Source organism: Vibrio sp. VB16, from assembly GCF_015594925.2.
GTDB lineage: Bacteria > Pseudomonadota > Gammaproteobacteria > Enterobacterales > Vibrionaceae > Vibrio.
The window spans coordinates 1,406,157-1,430,423 of sequence record NZ_CP087591.1 but is presented as its reverse complement, the minus strand read 5'-3'; the positions used below and the strand labels follow the sequence as shown (position 1 = coordinate 1,430,423).

The window sequence follows — 24,267 nt, the reverse complement described above, 5'->3', positions numbered from 1 at the left end:
AAATGTGCCATTAGACAGTTTTCCGTTATTGAATAGATAATGTTAGAATCGCCACAATTCGTTTGAGACAGGCAGAGTATGCCCCTCAGTAGACAAAAATTTTAAAGGCTAATAAATGGTTAACAACATAATTCAATGGTATCCGGGCCATATGCACAAAGCTCGTAAGGAAATTGAAGAAGTTATTCCTCAGATAGATGTCATCATAGAAGTATTAGATGCTCGCATTCCATTTAGTAGTGAAAATCCAATGATATCGACATTACGTGGTGATAAGCCTTGCGTTAAGGTTCTCAATAAACGGGACCTGTCTGATCCAGAATTGACTCAACGTTGGATAGAGCATTTCGAAAAAGAGCAAGGCGTTAAGGCGATGGCGATAACTACGTCAAACCCTCAAGAAGTACATAAAATTATGGAGTTGTGCCGTAAACTCGCACCTCATCGCGAAGATATGGGCAAAAACATTCGCACCATGATTATGGGTATACCGAACGTCGGCAAATCCACAATTATCAATACACTTGCAGGCCGTGCTATTGCTCAAACAGGTAACCAACCCGCGGTTACTCGTCGACAACAACGCATCAACCTTCAAAATGGTATTGTTCTATCGGACACTCCAGGTATTCTATGGCCTAAAGTAGAGAACCCACACAGTGGCTTCCGTTTGGCAGCAACTGGCGCCGTTAAGGATACGGCGATGGAATACATAGAAGTCGCCTTTTATACTGTCGAATACCTTGCAAAACAATACCCAGAACTTTTAAAAGAGCGTTATCAATTGGAAGAACTGTCTGATAGTGATATCGAGCTAATGGAAGCGATCGGTGCGAAGCGCGGTTGCTTACGTGCAGGAGGTAGGGTAGACCTCCATAAAGCCTCTGAAATTCTATTACATGAGCTTCGCAACGGAACGCTGGGGCAAGTGACGTTAGAGTTACCAGAAATGATCACACAAGAACTCATTGATGTTGAAATTGAGACGGTAAGAAAACAAGAAGCACAAATAAAGAAAAAAGAAGAACGCCGTAAACGCTACTTGCGAAATAAGCGATAAGAAAACGGGTTTGAAGGCCGAATAGCAACACGAAGTCAAGGCGTTCAAACCCGATCGTTCCCACATCCCCTTTATCTATTCTTATACATCAGAAAGATCGATCAATACTTTTTCCAAGTCATCCCAAGGCAACAATGCGTTGTCGATCACCTCTATGCGAGTTTCAAAACCACTCAGTGTAAGCTCATTCACGGACACCACGCCATTTGAGACATTATAGGCAAAGCAGCCTTTGTCAGTATTAACGACCCCCTTAACTCTCTCAGCAGTCAACGCAGTGAGCATAGAAAACATACCATTAAAGTCGAACGTTATTTCCGCCCCAAAAAGCCAACCACAACTGTGATAGCCCTGCCCTTTATTTTCCTTACGAATGAATTTCTCACCCGGTGGTATCTCAAATTGCGGTTCCATACTCGCGTGTTCATGGTGATGTGGTTCGATATGCGCTGAAATGGTACCTTCACTTCGCTCAATCTCTAAAAATGAGAGACTAAACTCACCTTGAGATGTCAATGTAAACTTCTGCTTTTTAGGTTCTTGTTGTTCAATCCAAGTTTCAAACGCAGCAATATCGATTTCAGAACATTTTTCGGCCTTATTGCCAATGATAATATCGGCACTAGCAAGTTGATCATTGAAATTTTGGTTACTCGTGTAGCGTTCGTCAGAAAAGTAACGTGGATCGACGAGTGCGATCGTCGCTTTTAGGTCAACATAATTTTGATACTGCGTCGATGTTAATGTCGCCACAACCTGCTTAGGATGACCTAAGCCTGTTGGTTCAATGAGCAATCTGTCAGGTTTCAGTCTCAACAATGCATTAATGCCAACTGACATAGGGACACCCGCCGTGCAGCACATACAGCCTCCAGGGACTTCTTTAATAAGTGCTCCACTGTCACTGAGGATCGCACCATCGATTCCAATTTCACCAAATTCATTCACTAATACTGCCCAAGTTTCATTGCTCGGCTTTTGTTTAAGCAGATTAAGAATGGAGGTTGTTTTTCCTGTGCCTAAAAAACCTGTGATTATATTTGTTGGAACGCGCTGAGACATGGACTACTCCTATAATAAGATAACGGAGTATAGGGGAAATGATAAAATTATAAAATGCAAAAAGGCGTACAAGCTTTCGTACGCCTTTAACACCTCGTGACTCACTCGTGAGTATGCGTAATGGAGATACTACGTTAAGTATTCCAATTGATTACGAGGATTAAAAAATGTTCTATTATTCCACTCTAATTGTAAGTAAGACTTCAATTGCCTCCATGTTATTGGGTTGCTCTTGTCTTACATTTTAAGTGTGGTAGGTTTCATCAAAAAAGCAAGAATTTAGAGCTCTAAACTGCAAAACCGAGATGTTAGTTCACATTTATTGAGACGTGAAGTAGGCTAACTCGCTTCAGAGATATGTTACTATTGCGCGCTTTACAGCCTATTCCATTTTATTTTTCAACAGCTAACAACAGGGATGACATTTTTATTATGGCAAGACTTTCACGGCCAACATTCATTCCCAGCTTTTTTTCGAGTCAAAGTGACTATTTTATTGTTGTTCTGCTATCGGGAATCGTTGGAACGCTTGCCGGTATTCTTGTCTCTTATTTTAATATCTTCATCAACTGGATTCTTGAGCTTCGTATCTCCTTTATCGATAATCAAGTCCCTGATCAATTTATCTTTCAGGCTTCAGTCATTGTAATTAGTGGTGCCGCCATGGCAGCTCTAGGTTTCTGGTTAACATATCGTTTTGCACCTGAAGCCGAAGGCAGTGGTATTCCACACATAGAAGGCGCTTTAGTTGGTGAACACGATATTCGTTGGAAGCGTATATTACCTATTAAGTTTATTGCCGCCACACTGACGATAGGATCTGGCATGATCTTGGGTCGAGGAGGACCATCAATCCAACTTGGTGGGGCAGTTGGCAGGATGGTAGCGAGTAAAGCCCACAAATTTGAACACGCGCAGCATATCTTAATTGCCGCTGGATCAGCCGCGGGTCTCGCAGCCGCATTCAATACCCCACTGACGGCGATCTTGTTTGTTAACGAAGAAATGCGAAGACAGTTTAGCTACAACGTAATATCAATTAAGTGCGTAACTTTGTCTGTCATTGCCGCAACCATCGTCATGGAGTATCTCAATGGTCAAAACGCGATACTGTTAATACCGAGTTTTGCTACGCCACCATTAGGGTCTTTACCTACATTCGCCGCTCTGGGTATGCTGTTTGGTATTGTCGGTGTTTATTTCAATCAGTGGATATTAAAGGCCACCAGTTGGTTTAAAAACTATCATGGTTCGAATATTTACCGCCTAGTCATTACTGGCGCAATATTTGGCGCAGTGTTTTCGCTAGTACACGTTACCTACCCTATCCTATCTGGGGGCAGCTTACCGGCAATCACGGAGCTATTTTCTACGCCGCAACCTTGGATGATAATGGCATTATTTTTCGCACTAAGAATGTTCGGTACCATTGCCTGTTTTGGTTCTGGTGCGCCCGGTGGTATTTTTGCACCTATTCTGACCCTAGGTACATTCTTTGGTTTAACTTATGGCGTCTTAATACATGATTTGGTGCCCAATTTTTCTACAGATGCAGGGACCTACGCAGTGGCAGGAATGGGGGCGCTTATTGCCGCTAGTTTGCGAACACCGTTAACCGGAGTCGTGCTCGTTGTTGAGATTTCTAACAACTATCAATTAATTCTACCTATCATGGTCACGTGTTTCGGCGCGACATTTGTCGCTCAAGCCATGGGCGGAAAACCATTGTATGCTGCGCTACTTGAATTAAAACACAAGAATTGGGAGCTCTAATTACTAACAGTTTGGGCTCTATTGAGGTGCAAACATATCTTGTTCTAACATGATAAGTTTTCGTTTGGCCTCTAATCCACCAGCGTAGCCAACAAGCTGTCCATTACTACCTATTATCCTATGACACGGTACAATGATTGACAGCGCATTCGCTCCATTAGCGTTAGCTACCGCTCGAACGGCATCTTTATTACCTATCGCTTTCGCGAGATTTAAATACGTCGATGTATCTCCAAACGAAACCAATACAAGCTGACGCCAGACTTGCTTTTGAAACTCAGTACCTACAAATAAAAGTGGTAGCTCAAAGTCCCGTCTTCTAGAACTGAAATATTCGGACAACTGGTTTCTGGTTTCCGATAATACCTCATTATCTTTTTCTACATATTGAGCTTGTAGCTTACCCGTTATACGGTTATCTATTGCATTCCGCATGTTTCGATAACGCCAATCACAGATGCAAAGTTGGTTGTCATAACTACCCAAAAGAAGTTCACCGTAAGGGGTTTTGTAATACTGAATTTCTATATGTTTCATACGCAGACCTTCTTTTTTGCTGAGCAGAATACTCATGCATCAAATATCGTGCGTTGATAATAGTACTGTATATTTATACATGTCAATTGAAATAATATAGAACTTTTAATTTGAAATGACGAAATCGAACCAAATAGTTCGATTAGATATCGATTTTAGACGATCAGCTTTCTTGTACGGCTGACATTAGCTTAGAAAGGACTCTCTTTATTTAGTTCGTGGCATATCTCTACGACAGCAAGCGCTAGGCTCGACTTGATAACTTGTTGCTGCCTTAGTTGTTGTAACTGGTAAAACTCAAGATCACCATCAACCTCTGGCTCTAATACCGTAAACTGTACTGTTCCCATCTTCTGAATAAGTCTCAGTTTTTGAATAGCCTCGAGTATTGCCGGCGTGGTGAACTCGTGGTCGGAAAGATCGGCGTTGAGTTTGTGTTGAAGTTTAATAATATCTTCAATGTCATGATAAACCGCATCAGGAATGACACCCAAACCAAAAAGCAGTTTAAGCCTGACACTAACATCACCCAAAGGACCGGTATCATGAAGAAGTGGACCAACAACGGATTGCACTGCAAAGTTATCTTTTTGGAAGATACGATGCATAAGCCCTTCCACGGCCTCATTGAATATACTGACAGCAACAACAATAAAAGCTCTTACTGAGGTGGTGCTGTTGAGTTTTTCAATTACTTCTGTTTCATCTACTTTGTCTGGCATATTTTATCTTAACTACGTGAGCATGCTAAGAAGAGCGCTGCTCTTCTTAGCAAAATTACTTAAAGCTGAGTATACATAGTTTCGATTTGGGCTATTTCACCACCTTCAATATCGAGACCTGTATATTTAGCAAGCGTTGCCTTAACACCCTCTTCACTTAGCGATTTTTGCAACTCTTCAGCTTGGGGGTCTGAATTATTAGTGTATTTAAGCGCGGCTGCAACCCCTTTGAGCAAAGTTTTGTTCTCTATGCCGTATTCGATGGTACCGAGAAGAGGTTTGATCAACCTATCACCTGATCCAAGCTTACGAATGGGTTGGCGACCGACTCGATCCACTTCATCAATCAGATACGGATTAGCGAAGCGACCTAATATTTTTTCGATATAGGCAGCATGAACATCAGAGTCAAACTTATAACGACGAATAAGAACTTCACCACTCTCTTCCATCGCTTGCTTAACTTCTGCACGAATAACTGGATTTTCGATAGCCTCACGAATGGTATTCAAACCAGCAAGACAACCTAGATATGCTGTTACACAATGCCCAGTATTAAGCGTGAACAATTTGCGTTCAACAAATGCCATCAGGTTGTCTGTGCACTCCATTCCTGGAATGTTAGGGATTTCACCTTTAAACTGTGTCTCGTCAACAATCCATTCACTGAACGTCTCTACCGTCACCGCCAATGGATCGGTTTCACCTTCTGCGGCTGGCGGAACGATTCTATCAACCGCTGAATCCACAAATCCAACTAACGCCTCAACCTGGGGTTTCAATTCATCATTAAGCTTTTCGAATACCGCTTCTTTAAGCTGAGAGGTACCACGAACCATATTCTCGCACGCAATAATATTAAAGGGTGTTGTTATACCGTTCTCAATGCGTTTCTCTATCGCTTGCGCTAAGGTACCAGCAATGATTTTCAAAACCGTTGGCCCAACGGCAGTCGTGACTAAATCAGACGCTACAATAGCGTCTACAATCTCAGCACTAGTCGAGTTAATAGCGGTAACTCCTTTGACCATTTCTATCTTACAGTCGGCGCCTACAACCTTAACAGGGTATTCATTTCTAGCGATTAATCCGTTAACGACCTCTTCATTTACATCTGCAAATGTAACTTCGACACCCGCATCAGCTAATAACTTACCAATAAAACCACGACCTATATTACCTGCGCCAAAATGTAGTGCTTTCATAATATGCATTCCAAAAATATTAAATCTATTAAAATCAAAATTGAGGTCGGCCTTAGGGGGCTAGGCCGACCTCCTTCACTTTGCTTAGGAGCTATGATTACAAAGGATTACTTGCCGTTTAGGATTCGAAGTACATCATCCGGATTAGATGTCGACTTCAAGCATTCAATCGCTTCTTCATCATCAAGTGAATTTGTAATGGCCGTAATAACTTGAATATGTTCGTCACCTTGAGCCGCAATACCAATGACCATTATTGCAACATCGTCTTCATCTTCACCCCATTGGATACCCTGAGGAAATTGACAGAATACGATGCCTGTTTTTAGAACATACTTTTTTGCTTCAATCGTACCGTGCGGAACAGAAATTGATTCGCCTAAATATGTCGATACCAATTCTTCACGAGCTAACATGCCAGCAACATATTCAGGTGCTACATATCCTAACTTTACAAGTTGTTCACCAGCAAACTTGATTACTTCTTCTTTGGTTGATGCTTCCATTCCTAAAAAGATGTTCTCAGTTGATAACTTTAGTGTTCCATCTTCACTAGAGTTTGTGTTCACTGGTGCATTAGGCTTTTTTACAGCGCCCTCTTGAGCTGTTAATAGTTCAGCTACCAAATTGTCATATAGTGCATTGTCTAAGAAGTTAGACAGTGAGATATGCTTAGCAGAACCTGCGTGGTTACGCGCTCTATCGGTCAAATCTTTATGCGTAACAACAATATCTGCATCTTGTGGCAAGTTGTTAATTGCTAAGTTTGTTACTTCAATGTCAAGGTTTGCTGCATCGACTTTCTTTCGAAGAAGACTAGCACCCATTGCACTTGAGCCCATACCTGCATCACATGCAACGATGATTTTAGTTACTGCAGCCATATTGACAGCAAGGCCCTCAGCCCCCTTTGAAGTGGACTTCATGTCTTTCATTTGATTTGTTGCGTCTTCTAGTGACTCGTCATCATCTGATTGCTTTTGAGTTTTCATCAGTAAAGATGCAACGAAGAAAGAAACACCAGCTGAAGAGATGACAGAAAGAATCACGCCTACAAATGCGGCTTTTGGCGTCATTAACAATACAGCGAAGATTGAACCAGGCGAGGCTGGAGATACAAGACCAGAATCAAACAATACGTTTACGAATACGCCCGTCGCGCCACCAGCAATGACAGCAAGAATTAGGCGAGGGTTCATCAATACGTATGGGAAATAAATTTCGTGGATGCCACCTAAGAAGTGGATGATAGAAGCACCAGCCGCAGACTGTTTAGCTGCACCTTTACCAAATGCCATGTAAGCCAATAGAAGACCAAGACCTGGACCAGGGTTAGCTTCGATTAGGAAGAAGATCGAACGACCCGCTTCTTCTGCTTGTTGAATACCTAGTGGAGAGAAGATACCGTGGTTAATCGCATTGTTTAGGAACAGGATTTTCGCTGGTTCAACAAAAATTGATGTGAGAGGTAGAATACCTGTTTCAACCAGTACGTTTACACCTGAAGCCATACCTGTAGATAGTGCCTTAACAGCAGGACCAACAACGACATAAGCAAGAATCGCACAAATCATACCAATGATACCGGCAGAGAAGTTATTAACTAACATCTCAAATCCACTTTTCACTTTACCGTGAACCGCTTCATCAAATTTCTTAATTGCGAACGCACCTAATGGACCAACGATCATTGCACCCATGAACATTGGAATATCGGTACCAACGATAACACCCATTGTCGTTACAGCACCAACGACAGCACCACGTTCACCCGCAACCATTTTACCACCGGTATAACCGATTAGTAGAGGCAGCAAATAAGTAATCATTGGACCAACCATTGAAGACAAAGTCTCGTTTGGAATCCAACCTGTTGGAATAAATAGAGCAGTAATAAAACCCCACGCGATAAATGCACCAATATTGGGCATTACCATGTTGGAGAGAAAACGGCCAAAATTTTGTACCTTGACCTTAGCTTCTGGTGATAACATAAGAGTTCCCCGTTCGATGTTCTAATGAGTTTGTGTTTCGGTTCGCTAAAACCGACTATTGTTTCGACACAATAAATTTACCACATAAACTAACATTAGGATCCTGAACGGGGTTTTTGCACATTAGATCACAATAAAAGACAAAAAAAAGAAAACATTAGAGATATAACCCACAATAATGAACTGTAATTTTACTACATAATGCTAATATTATTAATGTCAATCTAAATTAGCGATCTTTGATCACATTTATTGAAATGTAGATATGAAATTATATGTGACAAATATCACACATATTAAATAATTCAACTTACCTCCCCCTTATTTAGTGACTTAGATCACCATTGGGAAGAGCGCCTTCCAAAACTGTCAAGTTAAAATAATGTTAATGATATTGATATGTTTTTTAATTACGATAAAATGAATCATTCTGTAATTAAATGATGGTGAGTTAATCAATAGATTTTTGTATATATTCCAGCAATGGTGCTTGAAAAACGATAACGATGTTCTAATTGTTGACAGTAGAAATCATTAATGGCCGTAGAACTCTTCTCACCTACTCATTGAGCGCCTTACTGATTCTAGTCAACGCCTCTTTTAGAGTCTGACGCGTACACGCAATATTTATACGTTGATAGCCTTCTCCTTCGATACCAAACATCGTGCCTCCCTCTAACAGTACATTTGCTTTCCTGATCATCAAAGTATCTAGTTGTTTTGAACTTAACTTGTACTCTTTTAAATCTAACCAGATAAAATACGTACCTTGAGGGGTGGTAAACTGAGCTTTGTGTATGTGTTGTTCGACAAAAGATTTTGCAAAGGAGTAGTTTGCGTCGATATACGCTTTTAGCGCTTCTAACCAAGGTTCGCCAAAATTGTAAGCGGCAGTGACTGCAACAATGCCTAACGGAGAAGGCATAGAAAAACCATTTTTAGCCTCCCATTTATCTTTCAGTTCCCTGCTTTCTATAATTACATTAGACATATGCAATCCAGCGAGATTGAACGTTTTGCTTGGCGCTGTGCAGGTGATAATTTTATCACTATTTGGGAAAAGTGTTGAGATTGGGTAGTGCTCAACGCCCATACGTACTAAATCAAAATGAATTTCATCACTGACTAACAACACATCATTATTTAAGCAAATATTACCAAGCTTCAACAAATCTGCTTGGCTCCAGACATTACCCGTCGGATTGTGTGGGCTACAAAATAACATGATTTTGTTGTCAGGATTTCTTGCTTTCTGTTCCAAATCATCAAAATCAATACTATAAACCCCATCAGTTTCTATTAAGGGGTTGTTAACAATACACCTATCTTCTCGCTCTACCACTTTCGCAAACATATGATAAACGGGTGGTTGAATAATGACACCATCTCGCTCATCGGAATAGGCTCTAATAATCGATTCGAGTGCTGGAATCACCCCACTTGTAAGGTAAATATCATCGGTTTTCACATACCAATCAAATCTCTTAAAGAACCAGTTTTGTACACTTTCATAGTAGCTTGAATCCACCATGCTATAGCCAAATATTTGGCCATCAACACGCTGTTTCATTGCTTCAACAATTTCAGGCGCACACGCAAAGTCCATATCGGCGACCCAAAGCGGCAACGTATTGTCATCAGCGTAAGGAGAAATTTTCTTCATATACTCCCATTTTGCAGAGTTTGACCCTTTTCTATCTACACTATTATCAAAATCAAAATTTGCCATCCTAGCGTCCTTCATCTATTAACATACTGAATTATTTATACTACTTATAACTAAAGATTGCAGTTTTTTATTGGGTAGGATGTCATTCAAATAAGGCAGGTAAAAACGAACTTAGGCTTGAGAAGTCACTTTATTACGACCAGACGCTTTAGATGCGTATAACGCTTCGTCGGAGCGCGAAAGTAGGTCAATTGTATTATCACCTTGGCGAAATGCTGTTACACCGAAGCTCGCGGTGATTTTGCCAATCTCAACAATATTATGCATTGCTATGTTTTCACGTAGATGTTCAGCAAATATAGTTGCGTCGCTTAATGTGCTGTGAGGACAAATGATTAGAAACTCTTCGCCTCCCCACCGCCCAAGGGTATCAACATTGCGTCTATTGGTTTCAAAAAGGTCGGCAACTTCTTTAAGCACTCTATCTCCCGATTGGTGACCAAGTGTGTCGTTAACATGTTTGAAGTGGTCCAAATCAACCAAGATGACCGCGAACCCTTCTCCGTAGCGTATAGCACGATCAAGTTCATTGCTTAAGACATCTTCTAGCTTAACCCTATTATAGATGCCTGTGAGCTTATCGGTAACCGATAATCGCTCCAGCTCGATATTCTTTATCTCGAGTACTTGCTGAGTTGCTTTCAACTGACTTAAGGCTTCATCGACTTTAGATTTTGCCGTACTAAGCCGGCTATTTGACCAATAAAACCAAATAAACATAACCATAGAAGCAAACAGAATTTGGGCAACCAAAGTATAGTCTTGCTTCTCACCAGCTTGGGATGTGTACCAACGTTGTTGTATTAAACTATGTTGACTTGGAGTCAGTGAGCGAAAACCTTTGCTTAAAATAGAGGTTAATTCTGGCCAATCTTTAGGCGCAACAAAATGGTATTCAATATCTTTGTATTTGGTCGGAATGCCTACTTCTACATTTGATAATAAACCGTATGCAATCATATAATTTGCGACGGCAAGGTTACCGATATACGCTTCTGCTCGATTATCTTCAACCATATACAGTGCCTGTGCAGTATTCGATACCTCAACAACATTTATATCTGGATAGTCTGTATGTATCCAATCTGCCGAAATATGACCTTGCTCCATCGCTATCATCTTACCATTCAACTCATTGATATTTCTGATGGTAGATGCTGATTTATTCACTAAAACCATTACAGGGTAAGAAAGAAAGGGTTCTCCATAATTGAATTGTTTACGCCTCTCTTCCGTTTGAACAGAGTACAACAGGGTATCGTATTTCACTCTCCCATTGGCCAATTCCTTATGAGAAAGATCCGTTGGCGAATCATCAAAAACAAACTGCGGTGTTATTCCAACTATCTTTGCTATTTCTCTTATATAATCTACGGCTATACCTTCTGCCATTCCTTTGTTAACAAATTCAAATGGAGGCTGATTGGTTCGAGTCCGAAATCGGATAATTGGATGATGTTGTAAAAACAATTTCTCCGATTGCGTTAACTTATTTGGGTCTTCATGGGCTATCGAAACAGAAATCCAATTATTCAATATCTTTTGGTCAACACTAGCAGGTATAGCCGAAATCATTTTGTCCATTATTTGCGTTAATATTGGCTCATCCTTCCTTATTCCAACATTCAGATCCCAACTTCCTTCCAACTTTGAAGTGATTTTTAAGCTGCCAAAATAATTCTGTTGAATGTTGTACCCTACTGTTGCCAATGTCCCAACATATCCATAGATTTCCCCTTTATCGACACTTTCAAGCCCTTTCTCTAAAGTGTCGACTTCAACCAATATGAGATTAGGGTATTTGGCCTTTAAAAAATCGCCGATTGCGTAACCTCTTACTATGGCGAGTCTTTTATCGTGCAACTCGGATATATCTGACACCCATGGTTTATGCATGTCGGTAGCGACCACAATCGAAGACTTAAAATAACCTTGCGAAAAATCAAGATATTTACTCTTCTCTTCCGATCTTGCAACTGCAGAAATAAAGTCGCATTGATGACTTTTTGCAAACGTTAGTGTTTCACTCCATGTTTTGGTCGGAGAGAGGATAATTGGTATTCCTAACGTGTCCTCAAATAACCTCATATAGTCCGCCGTCAGACCAATGTGGGTACCGTCCTTATTCATCTCAAATGGCATCCAATTTGGATCTATGCAAATACTTAATGCCTTCTTTTTTGAAAGATAATTTAATTCAAGGGGTGTAAATTCAAGTATAAGTTTTTGAGAATGTTCAGAGACTGGTGCGAGCATCGTTTCTTCTTCAGCAGAATAAGCCAAATAAAACGGGAAAAGTATTAGCAGATAAATCGCGAGCTTAGCTGTGCGTAATAAACGCAATATCGTTATCAAGTTTGCGGCCTTGTTTTAATCACTTAAATCAATCAAACAACCATAAATAGCCACTTAGGTTATGCAACAATAATATTAGCTTGATTAATGACAACTGTATAATTTAATAATATAAATTGTGATGTTTGCTCGGCTTTAACGGTGCGTACAAAGGAAGGTAAGTTGCTCTCGGGGCTCTACTAAATAGTTGAAAAAGAGTATCTATGTTGCGTAGGTCGTTTGATCTTTGCCATTAGACTTAGCTTGGTAAAGGGCTTTATCTACGTCTTCAAGGGTATCCACGACCAAATCGGTTGTTTGGGGAACAATCGTTGCGACGCCGATACTAATGGTCAATGTTGATTTGATTAAGGATCCTTCGTGACGTAATTTCAATGCGGCTATTTGATCATGGATTCGTCTGGCAACAAGATCGGCTCTGCTTTGTTCTGTCTCCGATAATAAAAAAGCAAACTCTTCACCACCGATTCTAAATACCCCACCCTCAGTATTTGATATTGATTTCTCTAATGCACTAGCAACCGCAACAAGCGCTTTGTCTCCTTCCCCGTGACCATAAATATCATTGAGCTTCTTAAAATCATCAATATCACAGAACATGATGGTTAAGGGAGATTGTTGCTCGACATGTTGTTGCCAAACGCACTCTAGACTCTCATCAAAATTTCGACGATTGCCGATACCGGTAAGGCTGTCTATTAAGCTTAACCGTCTAAATTCGTTTTTAGCTTGATTCAACTTTTCTTTCGCATGTACCCGTTCAGTAATATCCCTAGCAATAATGAAAAGGCCTCGATTATTGGTAAATTGGTCGGTGTAGGCGAATTTACGAGCTTCAATCCATTGCTTTTGACCCTTATCATCGATGACTTCATCTATGTTACGAAATTCTCTTCCAGTCTCTAGTACGTTTCTATCTGAACTAGCGAATTTCTCTGCAATTTCTTTTGAAGCGACCTCTTCCAATTTTTTTCCCACCAAATCCGAAGGTGAATCTATTCCTAGTGCATTAACAAATGCAGAATTACATGCTTCGTAGACCAAGTTTTCGTTCATCATCCCCACGGCATCAGGAACACTCTGAATCACGTGATGGAGTAACGCTTTATTACCAATCGAACAATCCCGCGTACGGTCATCTGCTAGATTTAATATAACCGCGATTTGCCAACACCTTTTGCCCCGATACCATATTTTCTGGCCGACAAACGTATAGTTTCGCTGCAAGTGGTTCATTCTATGGTTGTAATAAAAAGATTTTTGGGCAGTTTGATTTTTCAAGAATAAGACAAATTGTGGTGGCAACGCAGAAATATCTTCTGTTGAAAGACCAAGTAACGAATCATCACGAAGTGACGTGTTAATATAAATAGTCTCACCTTGCGCATTGGCAATAAAAAAGGGAGATAAGTTCCCTATCATCGCTTTCGCAATTCCTATTTGATAAGTCAGCATTATAAGACTGACTAAGAAGACTGACCCAACACCGACGGTGACAAATTCCATACATTCAACCAACAGATAACAAAGCTATTCCAACAATTCAGCGCAGTATAACTGACTAGTTTTCGAACATGTAAGTCCTTTTTAACAAAAATGTTATATTTAACCATATTCATATAGGGTAAAGATTCACACACCAAATATTAATATTGAATAGTTTATGAAACAGCAATGGTCTTTCACGAATTTCACACATAAAAAAACGGCTCCATGTCGAAGCCGTTTTTTTGTCTAAATATTGCCTATAACAGAGCGATGGCATCCTGTGCAATAACTAACTCTTCATTGGTTGGAATAACCATTGCGACATGGCCTTCCCCCTGAGTAATTATGCCACTCGCGCCAAACCGTGCGGCCTCATTTCCTGCCCTGTCTTCTTTAAAACCAAGCAGATTTAGATAGCTTAATATTTCACTACGAATAGGTAATGAGTTTTCACCAATTCCACCAGTAAAAATGATGGCATCTAACGCATCTAAAGAGACCATATAAGAACTGATGTATTTGGCCACTCGATAAGTGAATATTTCAAATGCTAACCTTGCACCTTCGTGACCATTTTCCATCGCATCAAGAATACCGCGAGCGTCACTCGTTAACCCTGAAACACCTAAGAAACCTGATTTATTGTTTAGCGTGTCGAAAACCTGAGCTTGGGTCCAGCCTTTCTTCAGCAGAAACTCGATTACGCCGGGGTCTAAGTCACCACTTCGTGTACCCATCATCAGACCAGACAGAGGAGTGAATCCCATAGAGGTATCTACACTCATACCATTTTTGATTGCGCATACCGACGCGCCATTACCCAAATGCACAGAAATGAAGTTTGCTTCATCCACTGGTTTATTTAGTATTTTTGCCGCTTCTCTACTCACGTAAAAATGGCTAGTTCCGTGGAAACCGTAGCGACGAATCGAATACATGTCGTATAATTCGCGTGCTATACCGCCTGTGAATGCCTTAGCAGGCATTGTTTGGTGAAACGCAGTATCGAATACGGCAACCTGAGGCAGAGAGGGAAAGGCTTCTAGAGCGGCTCGTATACCAAGTAAATTAGCAGGGTTATGTAATGGGGCTAGATCTTGTATCGCTTCAATGTCTTTTATTGTTTGCTCATTAAGAAGCACTGACTGAGTGAAGGTTTCTCCTCCGTGTACTACACGGTGACCGACAGAAACGATATTCTCTGTAAGGCCTAACTCTTTAACCAAATCGACCAGCATTATAATCGCCGCTTGATGGTGATTACCTTCGTCTGTGATTGCCACTTCATTTTTTTCACCTTGGTATTTCCAACTCACTCGTGAGTCTTCTAAACCAAAACATTCGCCCAGACCACTCAAGACTGCGTCTCCTGAAATAGTATCAATGACGGCGAATTTTAAAGATGAACTACCGGAGTTGATCACAAGCACAAACTTATTTGCCATAAGACAGGTTTCCTATATTGACTGTTTTGCACCGCAGTGCGCCTTTTCCTTACCCCATTATTCAATAATTTTTTAATCTTTCAACTTTTATTGATGATGTTCTTCTAAGGGTGTCATTTTTATTGATGCAGATCAAAAAATAAATTTATACGAGCTGCGAAATTAAAATGATCAACCTTGTATTTATTAATAGTTTATTAACATAGTTTCACATTAAAGGCATCGAGATGTTAAATATATGTTGACGAGGCAAAGCAAAACGTCAATGCTACAATCCTCAATTTCAAACTTGTGGACAAGAGATGCAATTAGTAATCGGAAATAAAAATTATTCTAGCTGGTCGCTTCGTGCATGGCTAATGGCAAGTAAAGCAAAGCTCAATTTTGAAGAAATTTTGTTGCCGCTTGATACAGAAGAATTCTATAACGAAATTGTTAAGTATAATCCTGCTGCTAAGGTACCAGTGCTTATTGATGGAGAGGTAACCGTTTGGGATTCGTTAGCTATTTGCGAATATATCAACGATACCTATCTTGATGGTCACGCCCTTCCCAAATCTCCGATAGATAAAGCCTATGCCCGTTCTGTTGCCTCTGAAATGCACTCTGGATTTAACGCTGTACGCAACGAAATGCCAATGAACATAAGAGCGACACGTCTTGTTGAATTGAGTGAGCAAGCACTAATCGATATAAAACGTATCGATGACATATGGGCAAAGCAAATAGATAACTCAGGCGGCGCAGGTAGCTGGCTTTTCGGCAAATGGTCAATAGTCGATATGATGTTTGCACCGGTTGTGATGCGTTTCAAAACCTATCAGGTTAAGCTTTCACCTTCAGCTCAAACATATCTAGACTTTGTCTTGGCGGATCCCGATCTTAATGCGTGGATATCTGAAGCATTGAAAGAGACTCAAATTGTAGAGTTGGATGAGGCCGGCGCAGACGTGTAGTTACTGTTCTAACTAATAGATAATAAAAAGCCGAGCTATAAAATAGCTCGGCTTTTTAGTTAATCAATTTACTTTAATTAATTTATTTTATGCTTCGCTACTTGTCGCGCCACGGTTCGATTTCTCACCGCGGTAACTTCCACGACTGTCAGCGCTGCGGTTACGATCAAAACGGCGTTCACCGTCTTTACCGCCACGATGATTACCACGAGCGCCATCACGGTTACCACGATAGCCGCCGCCATCACGACGAGCACCTTCACTGCGGCCACCTTCGCTACGACCACCACGTGATTCGCGGAAATCTGTAAAGTCACATACCACGGCACCCACTTCTGTTTGGCGAATGCGTAGTTTACGTAACTTACCCGTAGTATCAGAGTTCATTGCTTTTGGTAGTTGAACAAAAGTATGACCTTGAGCAAGCTTAATTGCACCAATAGATCCTTTTGTTAAACCAAGCTCGTTCGCGAGTGCGCCAACGATATCTTTAACTTGCACACCTTGATCACGGCCAACTTGTAATTGGTATGTATCCCAATCTTTCGTTGCTCCACCAAAACTGCGACCGCCTTCACGACCATCACGATCACCACCTTCACGACGATCTTTACGACGCTGCTTGTCACGTTCAATAGCGGAAGTCATCGGATCTGGACCTTTATAGAATAAAGGTGTTTTTCCTTGAGCACGCTTAAGTAGCATCGCTGCCAATGTTGTAGCATCAATTTCTAGCGACGCTTGTAGTTTCGCAACTAACTCCGCAAAATTCTCTAAAGAGGCGTTTTCTTTCTCACTCTCTAATTCTGCACCTAGTTTCGCTAAGCGAGACTCGGCAACTTGATCACGTAACGGTACTTGAATCTCTTCCATACTTGATTTTGTTACACGTTCAATAGTACGCAGCATGCGAATTTGATTAGTACGAACTAATAGAATCGCTTTACCCTTACGTCCAGCACGGCCAGTACGACCAATACGGTGGATATACGACTCAACATCAAAAGGAATGTCGTAGTTGAATACGTGTGTAATACGAGGTATATCAAGACCACGAGCAACAACATCCGTTGCAACTAGGATATCAATAATGCCCTTCTTAATGTTCTCAACAGTACGCTCACGAAGAGACTGTGGAATATCTCCGTGTAATGCCGCCACTTTAAAGCCACGATCAGCAAGGTAAGAAGCCAGGCGCTCAGTGTCTTGACGAGTACGAACAAAAACCAGTGAGGCATCTGTTTCTTCGGTTTCAAGAAGACGTGTCATTGCTTCGTCTTTCTCTACGCCCTTCACGACCCAGTATTTTTGTTCTACTTTATCAACGGTGTGGTTGCTACCGGCTACGTCAACACGAGCGGGATTACGCAAGAAGCGGTCAACGATTCTCTTAAGCATCGGAGGCATTGTTGCAGAGAACAGGACGCGCTGGGCGGATTCTGGTGCATGCTCCATGATAGCGGTAACATCGTCGACAAAACCCATGTTAAGCATTTCATCCGCTTCATCTAATACGAATGTTTTAACTTCGCCTAAGTGTAAACGATCGCGGTTAATCAAATCTTGTACACGCCCAGGTGTACCTACAACAATATGAGTTCCCGATTTGAGGGCACGCATTTGATCAACAATTGAAGCACCACCATAAATCTCAAGAACTTTAAGTCCTTTAACTTTACGGCCAAGGCTTTTAATTTCTGCAGCAACCTGAATGGCAAGCTCACGTGTAGGAGCAAGAACAATCGCTTGTGGCTTGTATTGGTTAAGATCAATCTTGTTTAAAACAGGAAGTGAGAACGCAGCAGTTTTACCTGTACCGGTTTGTGCTTTACCTAAAGCATCACGACCTTCTAAAAGAAAAGGGATAGACTCAGCTTGAATTGGTGTTGGATTAACGAAACCCATTTCGTTAAGCGCAGACAATAGGTTGTCGTTCAGCTCTAAATCGCTGAATTGGATATTGGAATCTTGCATTAGGATCCTACTTTATCAAAAAAATCATCGGTCCCACGTGCTTTTCCAATTCCAATACTTCTATGGTCGTACGAACCATCCGCACTAAATCCATTCAGATGCAAAGAGTATATAAAAACGCATCAAGCCGCTAGGGACATATCTAAGGGGGCGAGATAATGCCTCAGTTGAGGACAAAAATCCAGAAAAAATTGAAATACATCACACTTTTATTCAATTTAATAAAAATTGCTCATCAAATCGTCATTTTTTTGACTCATGTCTCCTTCTGAGGCTCTCAAATTCAAAATATTCGAGACTAAGATTACACAATATAGTGGCAAATATTGGACGTAGTTATTAACGGGCTGGTTTAAAGATCAATACGTTGGACTCGCCTTAATGTTCACTTCATGCTGCAATATCGAATCATGTAACGAGACCCAGTCATAACTAAATCAGCATAATAACAGACACATTACCGAGTCGATAAATATACTTTCGCCAAATTACCTAGTAATATGAGACTCAGTAACTGTTCAATGACTTCTGTCTCACCCTATCCTGCTCAACGTTGGTTTACTTTCGTTTTGGGGAAGAATTTTGGGGAGACATCAGGGGAGAGTTAGTTTTCCCTTATAAATTAAAGGATTATGATTTCGTAATGTTCCAAGACAATCCCCTACTGGCTCAATTAAAGCAGCAAATAAAAGAAAATATTCCTAAAAAAGAAGGTGTGGTTAAAGCGACTGAAAGAGGCTTCGGTTTTCTAGAAGTGGATAACAAAACCAGCTTCTTTATTCCGCCTGCACATATGAAGAAATGCCTGCACGGTGACAAGGTCGTGGCGCTTATTCGCAACGAAAATGACAAAGAGTTTGCCGAACCAGATCAACTCATAGAACAGAGCCTTAATCGCTTCATCGGGCGAGTTAAACTGTTTAAAGGTCGCCTTAATGTGGTACCCGACAAACAGCAGTACAGAAAACTCTCACTCAAGGCTAAGGCCAAGAAAGGGGTCAACCCAGAGACATTAAATGACGGCGATTGGGTTGTTGCACAACTCGTCCAACATCCACTAAAAGATAACAGCGGTTTTTTTGTCGAAATCACTGAGAAAATCACTGATGCAGATGACAGAATTGCACCATGGTGGGTAACGTTGGCTGAAAATGACCTACCAAATACGGAGCCTGAAGGGATACAAGAGTGGGCGATCTTGGACGATCCTTCTCTGACACGTATTGATATGACCGAAGTACCATTTGTGACCATAGATGGCGAGTCTACCAAAGATATGGACGACGCCTTATATGCTGAAAAACTAGAATCGGGAGGCTATAAACTGACCATCGCCATCGCCGATCCAACCGCCTATATATCCACCGATGATGACATGGATAAAGTGGCTAGAGCGCGTGGCTTCACTATCTATCTACCCGGCAGAAACATTCCAATGTTACCGCGAGAGCTTGCAGATGAACTCTGTTCTCTTGTTGAAGGCGAAATTCGCCCCGCTCTATGTTGCAGTGTGACGATCTCCGATGACGGAACCATTGGGAATGATATACAATTTTTTGCGGCCAATATTAAGTCACACGCTCGCTTAAACTACAACAATGTCTCTGATTGGCTAGAAGACACCTCGACGAATCAATGGCAACCAAGTACAACCATAGCAGAAGTACTTCGAGTTCTCGCGGATTTAGCAGATGCGAGAGCCTCCTGGAGAGAAAGCAACGCTGTAGTATTTAAAGACCGCCCTGATTATCGATTCGAACTAAGCGAAAACAACGACATCATCGCGATCCATACAGAAGAACGCAGAAGCGCAAACAAACTGGTTGAAGAAACGATGATTACGGCCAACATTTGCGCAGGTTCGGTACTGAAACAAAATTTTGGTACGGGTATATTTAATACTCACGCAGGATTTAAAACAGACCGAATTAAAGATGTCGTTAAACTGGTAAATAGCAACTCTGAAAACGACTTCACAGAGGAAGAATTAAGCTCGTTAGAAGGTTTTAGCGCTCTTAGACGTTGGCTCAACAACCAAGAAACAGCCTATCTAGATAACAGACTTAGAAAGCTTCAAGCTTATAGTGAAATGGGTAACGTACCATTAGAACATTTCGCCATGGGCCTTGATATCTATGCGACTTGGACGTCACCAATTAGAAAATATGGAGACATGGTCAACCATCGATTGCTTAAAGACCATATCTTGGGCCGTGAACCCGTTCACGCACCCGATGATTCGCTAGGGGATGAGCTCGCGATACATAGGAAACACCATAAAATTGCTGAGCGAAATATTGCAAACTGGCTATATGCTCGAACGTTAACGAATGAGCCGAAAGAAGAAACGATTTTTGCCGCCGAAATATTTGATATCAATCGTGCTGGAATGCGAGTTCGTATTTTAGAGAATGGCGCGACGAGCTTTGTGCCTGCGTCTCTAATTATGCCGAATAAAGAGCGAATTGAGTGCAATAGCGAATTAGGTACTATATCTATCGACAAGGATCACGTTTACAAACTTGGTGATGTGCTAGAAATAGTACTTACTGATGTAAGTATAGAAAATCGTAATATAGTTGCCAAACCTAATCAACTTTTTACAGAGCCAGAACAAGCTGAGCCGAATAAGAAATCGGAATAATGTTTACTATCTAACAAGGTGTTTACTGCACCTTGTTACTGTTTCAATGTGAGTTTATGTCGAGAATAAAAGTATATAAGCATGATATTTTCGTTGCCCGCAAGGCAACTCGTTATCCAATAACCCAATGTGGGCTAATTTTGGTCAGAGATGGCCACGTTAGCTATTCAACAAAAGAAAACCTACCCAGGACGCTTTCTGCTGGTGAGTTCACTATTTACCACTCTGACAGAGTAAGGGATATAGTGTCGCACGCCGATAATGGTACATTCGCTGCTGATATCATCACGTTTGAACCCAGTTTGTTCCGGCAGTTTTGTGACAATCTGCATAATTCAGAATTGAATGCGACAGATGATAATACGCAAAATCATGTATTGAGTGATGCCAATGAAACGGCAAAGACCATCCTCACCGTATTGCTAAAAGCCAAAGAGAATAATACAAGCACAGAGTCCACGTTGGAATCTTTAGCTCAGGCTCTTATCTATGAAGTATTGTCTATCGAACCTAACTTCTTACCTGTTATTCGTAGCGCTTGCGATCAAGGAACGGCAGAGAAAGTCATTGGATTTATTGAGATCAATATTGAGGGTGACGTCTCGCTAGAATCGACTGCAGGTTTCCTCGGCATGTCGATCGCCACACTTAAAAGACGTTTGGCAGCGGAAGGTTTGAGCTTTTCTCAAATACTAAAAATAAAGCGAGTAAACTACGCGGCAACGAAGCTTAGATTAAGTAACAAGTCTATCGCTCAGATTGCACTAGAATCCGGATTCAAAAGCGCAGCACACTTCAGTACGGCCTTTAAAGGCGTGCAAGCTATGACACCGAAAGAGTTTCGACAACACGTTAAAAAAGGGTAAAAAAGAGAACCTTTATGGTTCTCTTTTCATTTTCTGCTCCTAATGATTCACCAGATAATTTGATGCGGATCCAATTCAATTTCATCAAGTAGTCGAGCGAATTCTGATTGGGGCTGTAACTTTGGGTAAGGCACCCAAGCCTCTAATTCTGTACTCCCTTCTTCGCTTTCTGCTAAAAAAAGTTGCCACGTGTTTTTGTTCGAGTCGTATTCTAGTTTTGCGATTGGAAATTCATCATTTACGTGAGAAGAGTCAAGCAAGAAGCAGAGTTTTGAAAACATCACGCCTTCGCTATATATTTCATATTGCACTTTTCCCATCTCAGCTAAGATGCTTTGATTACGGCTAGAACACATGGCCCTAACGGCTTTTTCAAGGCGAAACTGTTCTATCTCGGATATATGCATGAACTTCACCATCAAAATTGGTCCCTATTTAACTATAAGCCTTATCTGATGAAATACACTTAATGTTGTGAATAAAAGACAAACTTACTGTCATTCATAAAAATGTCATACCTCAGAAATACAATTTGATTTCGGATTACTCATTTTTGGAGATTTTATGTTTCGTGTTGTTCTAGCAACTCTGTTATCAGCCACCTTTTTACTTCCAGTAGCAAACGCTAAAGAAGTAAACATTTCAGGTTCCACATCTGTGTCACGTATCATGGACGTATTGGCTGAGGAATTTAATGCGACGCATGACGCATCCTATATCGCGGTTCAGAGTATAGGTTCAACCGCAGGTATCACCATGGTAAACAAAGGTGTTGCGGAAATAGGTATGAGTTCACGTTATCTTACTGAAGGTGAGTATTCTGAACCGTTGACGGTACTGACCATCGCCTATGATGGTTTAGGTGTCGTTGTTAACCACGCAAACCTAATTAAAGACATCACTCGCGAACAACTATTCGATGTCTATAAAGGCAATGTCACTAATTGGAAACAACTAGGAGGCAAAGACCTCACTATTGCGGTTGTCACGCGTGAGTTATCTTCTGGTTCTCGTTCTAGTTTTGAATCACTGCTCGGTTTAACACGGATAGTCAATAACCATCAGGTATCCGATATCAATCCAACCAACCTGGTTGTCAGTAGTAACAGTATGGTTAAGACGATCGTTAAACATAATTCACAGGCGATAGGTTTTATTTCAGACGGTTCCGTAGACAACACAGTAAAAGAATTAACATTCGAAGGTATCACCGCTACGCAGACAAATATTCGTGACAAAAAGTACCAACTTTCTAGGCCTTTCATTATTTTCTACAAAACGGAAGAGATTAGTAAAGATGGTGAAGCGTTCATTCAGTTTCTAAAATCAGACCGTGCAAAGAAACTCATTCAGCAATACGGTTATATACCAACGAATGATTAACTAAACATCGACTTAAATTAACGAGTCCATGATATGCACTACCGTAAAAGGCCAAAGGGCCGGACAAGATTAGTTGGGTTTATATTACCTAGATTGGAATGATAGCATTAGACAATGAAGATAAAAAAAGAGCGACTAAATAGTCGCTCTTTTTTTTAAAATAATTTTAAAAATAAAGTCTTATTACCGACACCACCACACATCCTGGGCGACGAACACCGTCTATTTCAACTTTGAGTTCACGTTCCACCTCAAGGCCTTTCTTAATAGGTGTCACTTTCAAAAGCTTACTACGAGTTCGAATTTGATTTCCCGCTTTCACAGGATAAGGGAAACGTACTTGATTCAAACCAACATTAATCACGAGACGGGCGCTAGGAAACAATGGGTTGTTCGCATCAACACTGTCCGTCATTTTAGACAGCATAGACAGGGTCAAAAAACCATGAGCGACCGTGCTCTTAAAAGGCGACTCTTCAGCTGCCCTTTCTGGATCAGTATGGATCCATTGCATGTCTTCTGTCACTTCACCAAAAGAATTAATGCGGTCTTGAGTCATTTGAACCCAATCACCAACATGAATTTCTTCATCTAATTTTTCATGGAGTTCATTGAGAACCGCCAACGCTCTATCACTTAAATCAAAGCTTTCCTGAACGCTAGGTTTCATCTCTTCATTAACAGCAGGAATCATCGAGTGATCACGAAACCAGTGCAATATCGGGCTTTCACTCGCTTTATGAACAAGGTCGTCCCAGTAATCTTTAATCACAGGCGACATGAGTTCTTTGATTTCCAAATGATGCTTGGTCAAAGATTCCCCTCTGTGCTTGAGAATATCAACAACTTTCATAAAAACCTCTGCTAATGGAAGCTCGTCTACCGAGCAGTAACAGTTAAGTTTGACGCTGTTCACACTTTCTTGCAAATACTTTCGAGCGCACAAGTGTATTCTGAAACGATGATTATCTATAATAAACAGTACGTTATCCAATAAAACATTATTTTATTACATAACTGTTCAATACGTCAAATTTACACATATTTAACAAAATCGAGGGGAAACATACTATT

General features: G+C 40.9%; 18 protein-coding genes. 6 read left to right on the top strand and 12 right to left on the bottom strand.

Annotated features, from left to right (window positions below; translation table 11 throughout):
- Positions 1-115 precede the first annotated feature (115 nt).
- Positions 116-1,060, top strand: coding sequence for a ribosome biogenesis GTPase YlqF (gene ylqF, locus IUZ65_RS22825; RefSeq protein WP_195706297.1), 945 nt, complete (start codon positions 116-118; stop codon positions 1,058-1,060).
- 81 nt (positions 1,061-1,141) lie between these two features.
- Here the strand turns inward: ylqF and IUZ65_RS22820 are convergent, their stop codons facing one another.
- Entirely contained in the window at positions 1,142-2,122 is a 981-nt protein-coding gene (locus IUZ65_RS22820; protein ID WP_195706296.1) for a CobW family GTP-binding protein, read from the bottom strand.
- 432 nt (positions 2,123-2,554) lie between these two features.
- Here IUZ65_RS22820 and clcA point away from each other — a divergent pair, with 432 nt between their 5' ends.
- Complete coding sequence (gene clcA, locus IUZ65_RS22815; protein WP_195706295.1) at positions 2,555-3,895, top strand: H(+)/Cl(-) exchange transporter ClcA; 1,341 nt, start codon at positions 2,555-2,557, stop codon at positions 3,893-3,895.
- Between the two features lie 18 nt (positions 3,896-3,913).
- On the opposite strand, the gene IUZ65_RS22810 is transcribed toward clcA, so the two are convergent.
- The 8 genes from IUZ65_RS22810 to IUZ65_RS22775 all read right to left on the bottom strand — a co-directional run bounded on the left by IUZ65_RS22810 (position 3,914) and on the right by IUZ65_RS22775 (position 15,370).
- Positions 3,914-4,432 carry a methylated-DNA--[protein]-cysteine S-methyltransferase gene (locus tag IUZ65_RS22810; protein ID WP_195706294.1) on the bottom strand — a complete coding sequence of 173 codons (519 nt, stop codon included), beginning with the start codon at positions 4,430-4,432 and terminating at the stop codon, positions 3,914-3,916.
- Positions 4,433-4,623: 191 nt separating this feature from the next.
- Positions 4,624-5,154 (bottom strand): MltR family transcriptional regulator, encoded by a 531-nt coding sequence (locus IUZ65_RS22805; RefSeq protein WP_195706293.1) that lies wholly within the window; start codon positions 5,152-5,154, stop codon positions 4,624-4,626.
- A gap of 59 nt (positions 5,155-5,213) precedes the next feature.
- On the bottom strand, positions 5,214-6,362 hold the full coding sequence (locus tag IUZ65_RS22800; RefSeq protein ID WP_195706493.1) for a mannitol-1-phosphate 5-dehydrogenase: 1,149 nt from the start codon (positions 6,360-6,362) through the stop codon (positions 5,214-5,216).
- A gap of 104 nt (positions 6,363-6,466) precedes the next feature.
- The gene (locus tag IUZ65_RS22795; protein WP_195706292.1) at positions 6,467-8,353 is read right to left on the bottom strand and encodes a PTS mannitol transporter subunit IICBA; all 1,887 of its coding nucleotides are present in this window, start codon (positions 8,351-8,353) and stop codon (positions 6,467-6,469) included.
- Between the two features lie 559 nt (positions 8,354-8,912).
- Complete coding sequence (locus IUZ65_RS22790) at positions 8,913-10,082, bottom strand: MalY/PatB family protein (protein ID WP_195706291.1); 1,170 nt, start codon at positions 10,080-10,082, stop codon at positions 8,913-8,915.
- Positions 10,083-10,193: 111 nt separating this feature from the next.
- Positions 10,194-12,437, bottom strand: coding sequence for a diguanylate cyclase (locus IUZ65_RS22785; protein WP_195706290.1), 2,244 nt, complete (start codon positions 12,435-12,437; stop codon positions 10,194-10,196).
- Between the two features lie 201 nt (positions 12,438-12,638).
- Positions 12,639-13,943: a diguanylate cyclase domain-containing protein gene (locus IUZ65_RS22780; RefSeq protein ID WP_195706289.1), complete on the bottom strand. Its 1,305-nt coding sequence runs from the start codon at positions 13,941-13,943 to the stop codon at positions 12,639-12,641.
- 239 nt (positions 13,944-14,182) lie between these two features.
- Entirely contained in the window at positions 14,183-15,370 is a 1,188-nt protein-coding gene (locus IUZ65_RS22775; RefSeq protein WP_195706288.1) for an acetate/propionate family kinase, read from the bottom strand.
- Positions 15,371-15,672: 302 nt separating this feature from the next.
- On the opposite strand from IUZ65_RS22775, the gene IUZ65_RS22770 reads away from it, so the two are divergent.
- Positions 15,673-16,326: a glutathione S-transferase family protein gene (locus IUZ65_RS22770; RefSeq protein ID WP_195706287.1), complete on the top strand. Its 654-nt coding sequence runs from the start codon at positions 15,673-15,675 to the stop codon at positions 16,324-16,326.
- Positions 16,327-16,413: 87 nt separating this feature from the next.
- Here the strand turns inward: IUZ65_RS22770 and IUZ65_RS22765 are convergent, their stop codons facing one another.
- Positions 16,414-18,300 carry a DEAD/DEAH box helicase gene (locus IUZ65_RS22765; protein ID WP_195706286.1) on the bottom strand — a complete coding sequence of 629 codons (1,887 nt, stop codon included), beginning with the start codon at positions 18,298-18,300 and terminating at the stop codon, positions 16,414-16,416.
- A gap of 643 nt (positions 18,301-18,943) precedes the next feature.
- Between IUZ65_RS22765 and rnb the strand changes: the two genes are divergently transcribed.
- Positions 18,944-20,944: an exoribonuclease II gene (gene rnb / locus IUZ65_RS22760; protein ID WP_195706285.1), complete on the top strand. Its 2,001-nt coding sequence runs from the start codon at positions 18,944-18,946 to the stop codon at positions 20,942-20,944.
- A 56-nt stretch (positions 20,945-21,000) separates the two neighbouring features.
- Complete coding sequence (locus IUZ65_RS22755; protein WP_195706284.1) at positions 21,001-21,810, top strand: helix-turn-helix domain-containing protein; 810 nt, start codon at positions 21,001-21,003, stop codon at positions 21,808-21,810.
- Between the two features lie 47 nt (positions 21,811-21,857).
- Here the strand turns inward: IUZ65_RS22755 and IUZ65_RS22750 are convergent, their stop codons facing one another.
- Positions 21,858-22,217 (bottom strand): DUF3024 domain-containing protein, encoded by a 360-nt coding sequence (locus IUZ65_RS22750; protein ID WP_195706283.1) that lies wholly within the window; start codon positions 22,215-22,217, stop codon positions 21,858-21,860.
- A gap of 157 nt (positions 22,218-22,374) precedes the next feature.
- Between IUZ65_RS22750 and IUZ65_RS22745 the strand changes: the two genes are divergently transcribed.
- Positions 22,375-23,193 (top strand): phosphate ABC transporter substrate-binding protein, encoded by an 819-nt coding sequence (locus IUZ65_RS22745; RefSeq protein ID WP_195706282.1) that lies wholly within the window; start codon positions 22,375-22,377, stop codon positions 23,191-23,193.
- A 166-nt stretch (positions 23,194-23,359) separates the two neighbouring features.
- Here the strand turns inward: IUZ65_RS22745 and IUZ65_RS22740 are convergent, their stop codons facing one another.
- On the bottom strand, positions 23,360-24,046 hold the full coding sequence (locus IUZ65_RS22740; protein ID WP_195706281.1) for a MaoC family dehydratase: 687 nt from the start codon (positions 24,044-24,046) through the stop codon (positions 23,360-23,362).
- Positions 24,047-24,267 lie beyond the last annotated feature (221 nt).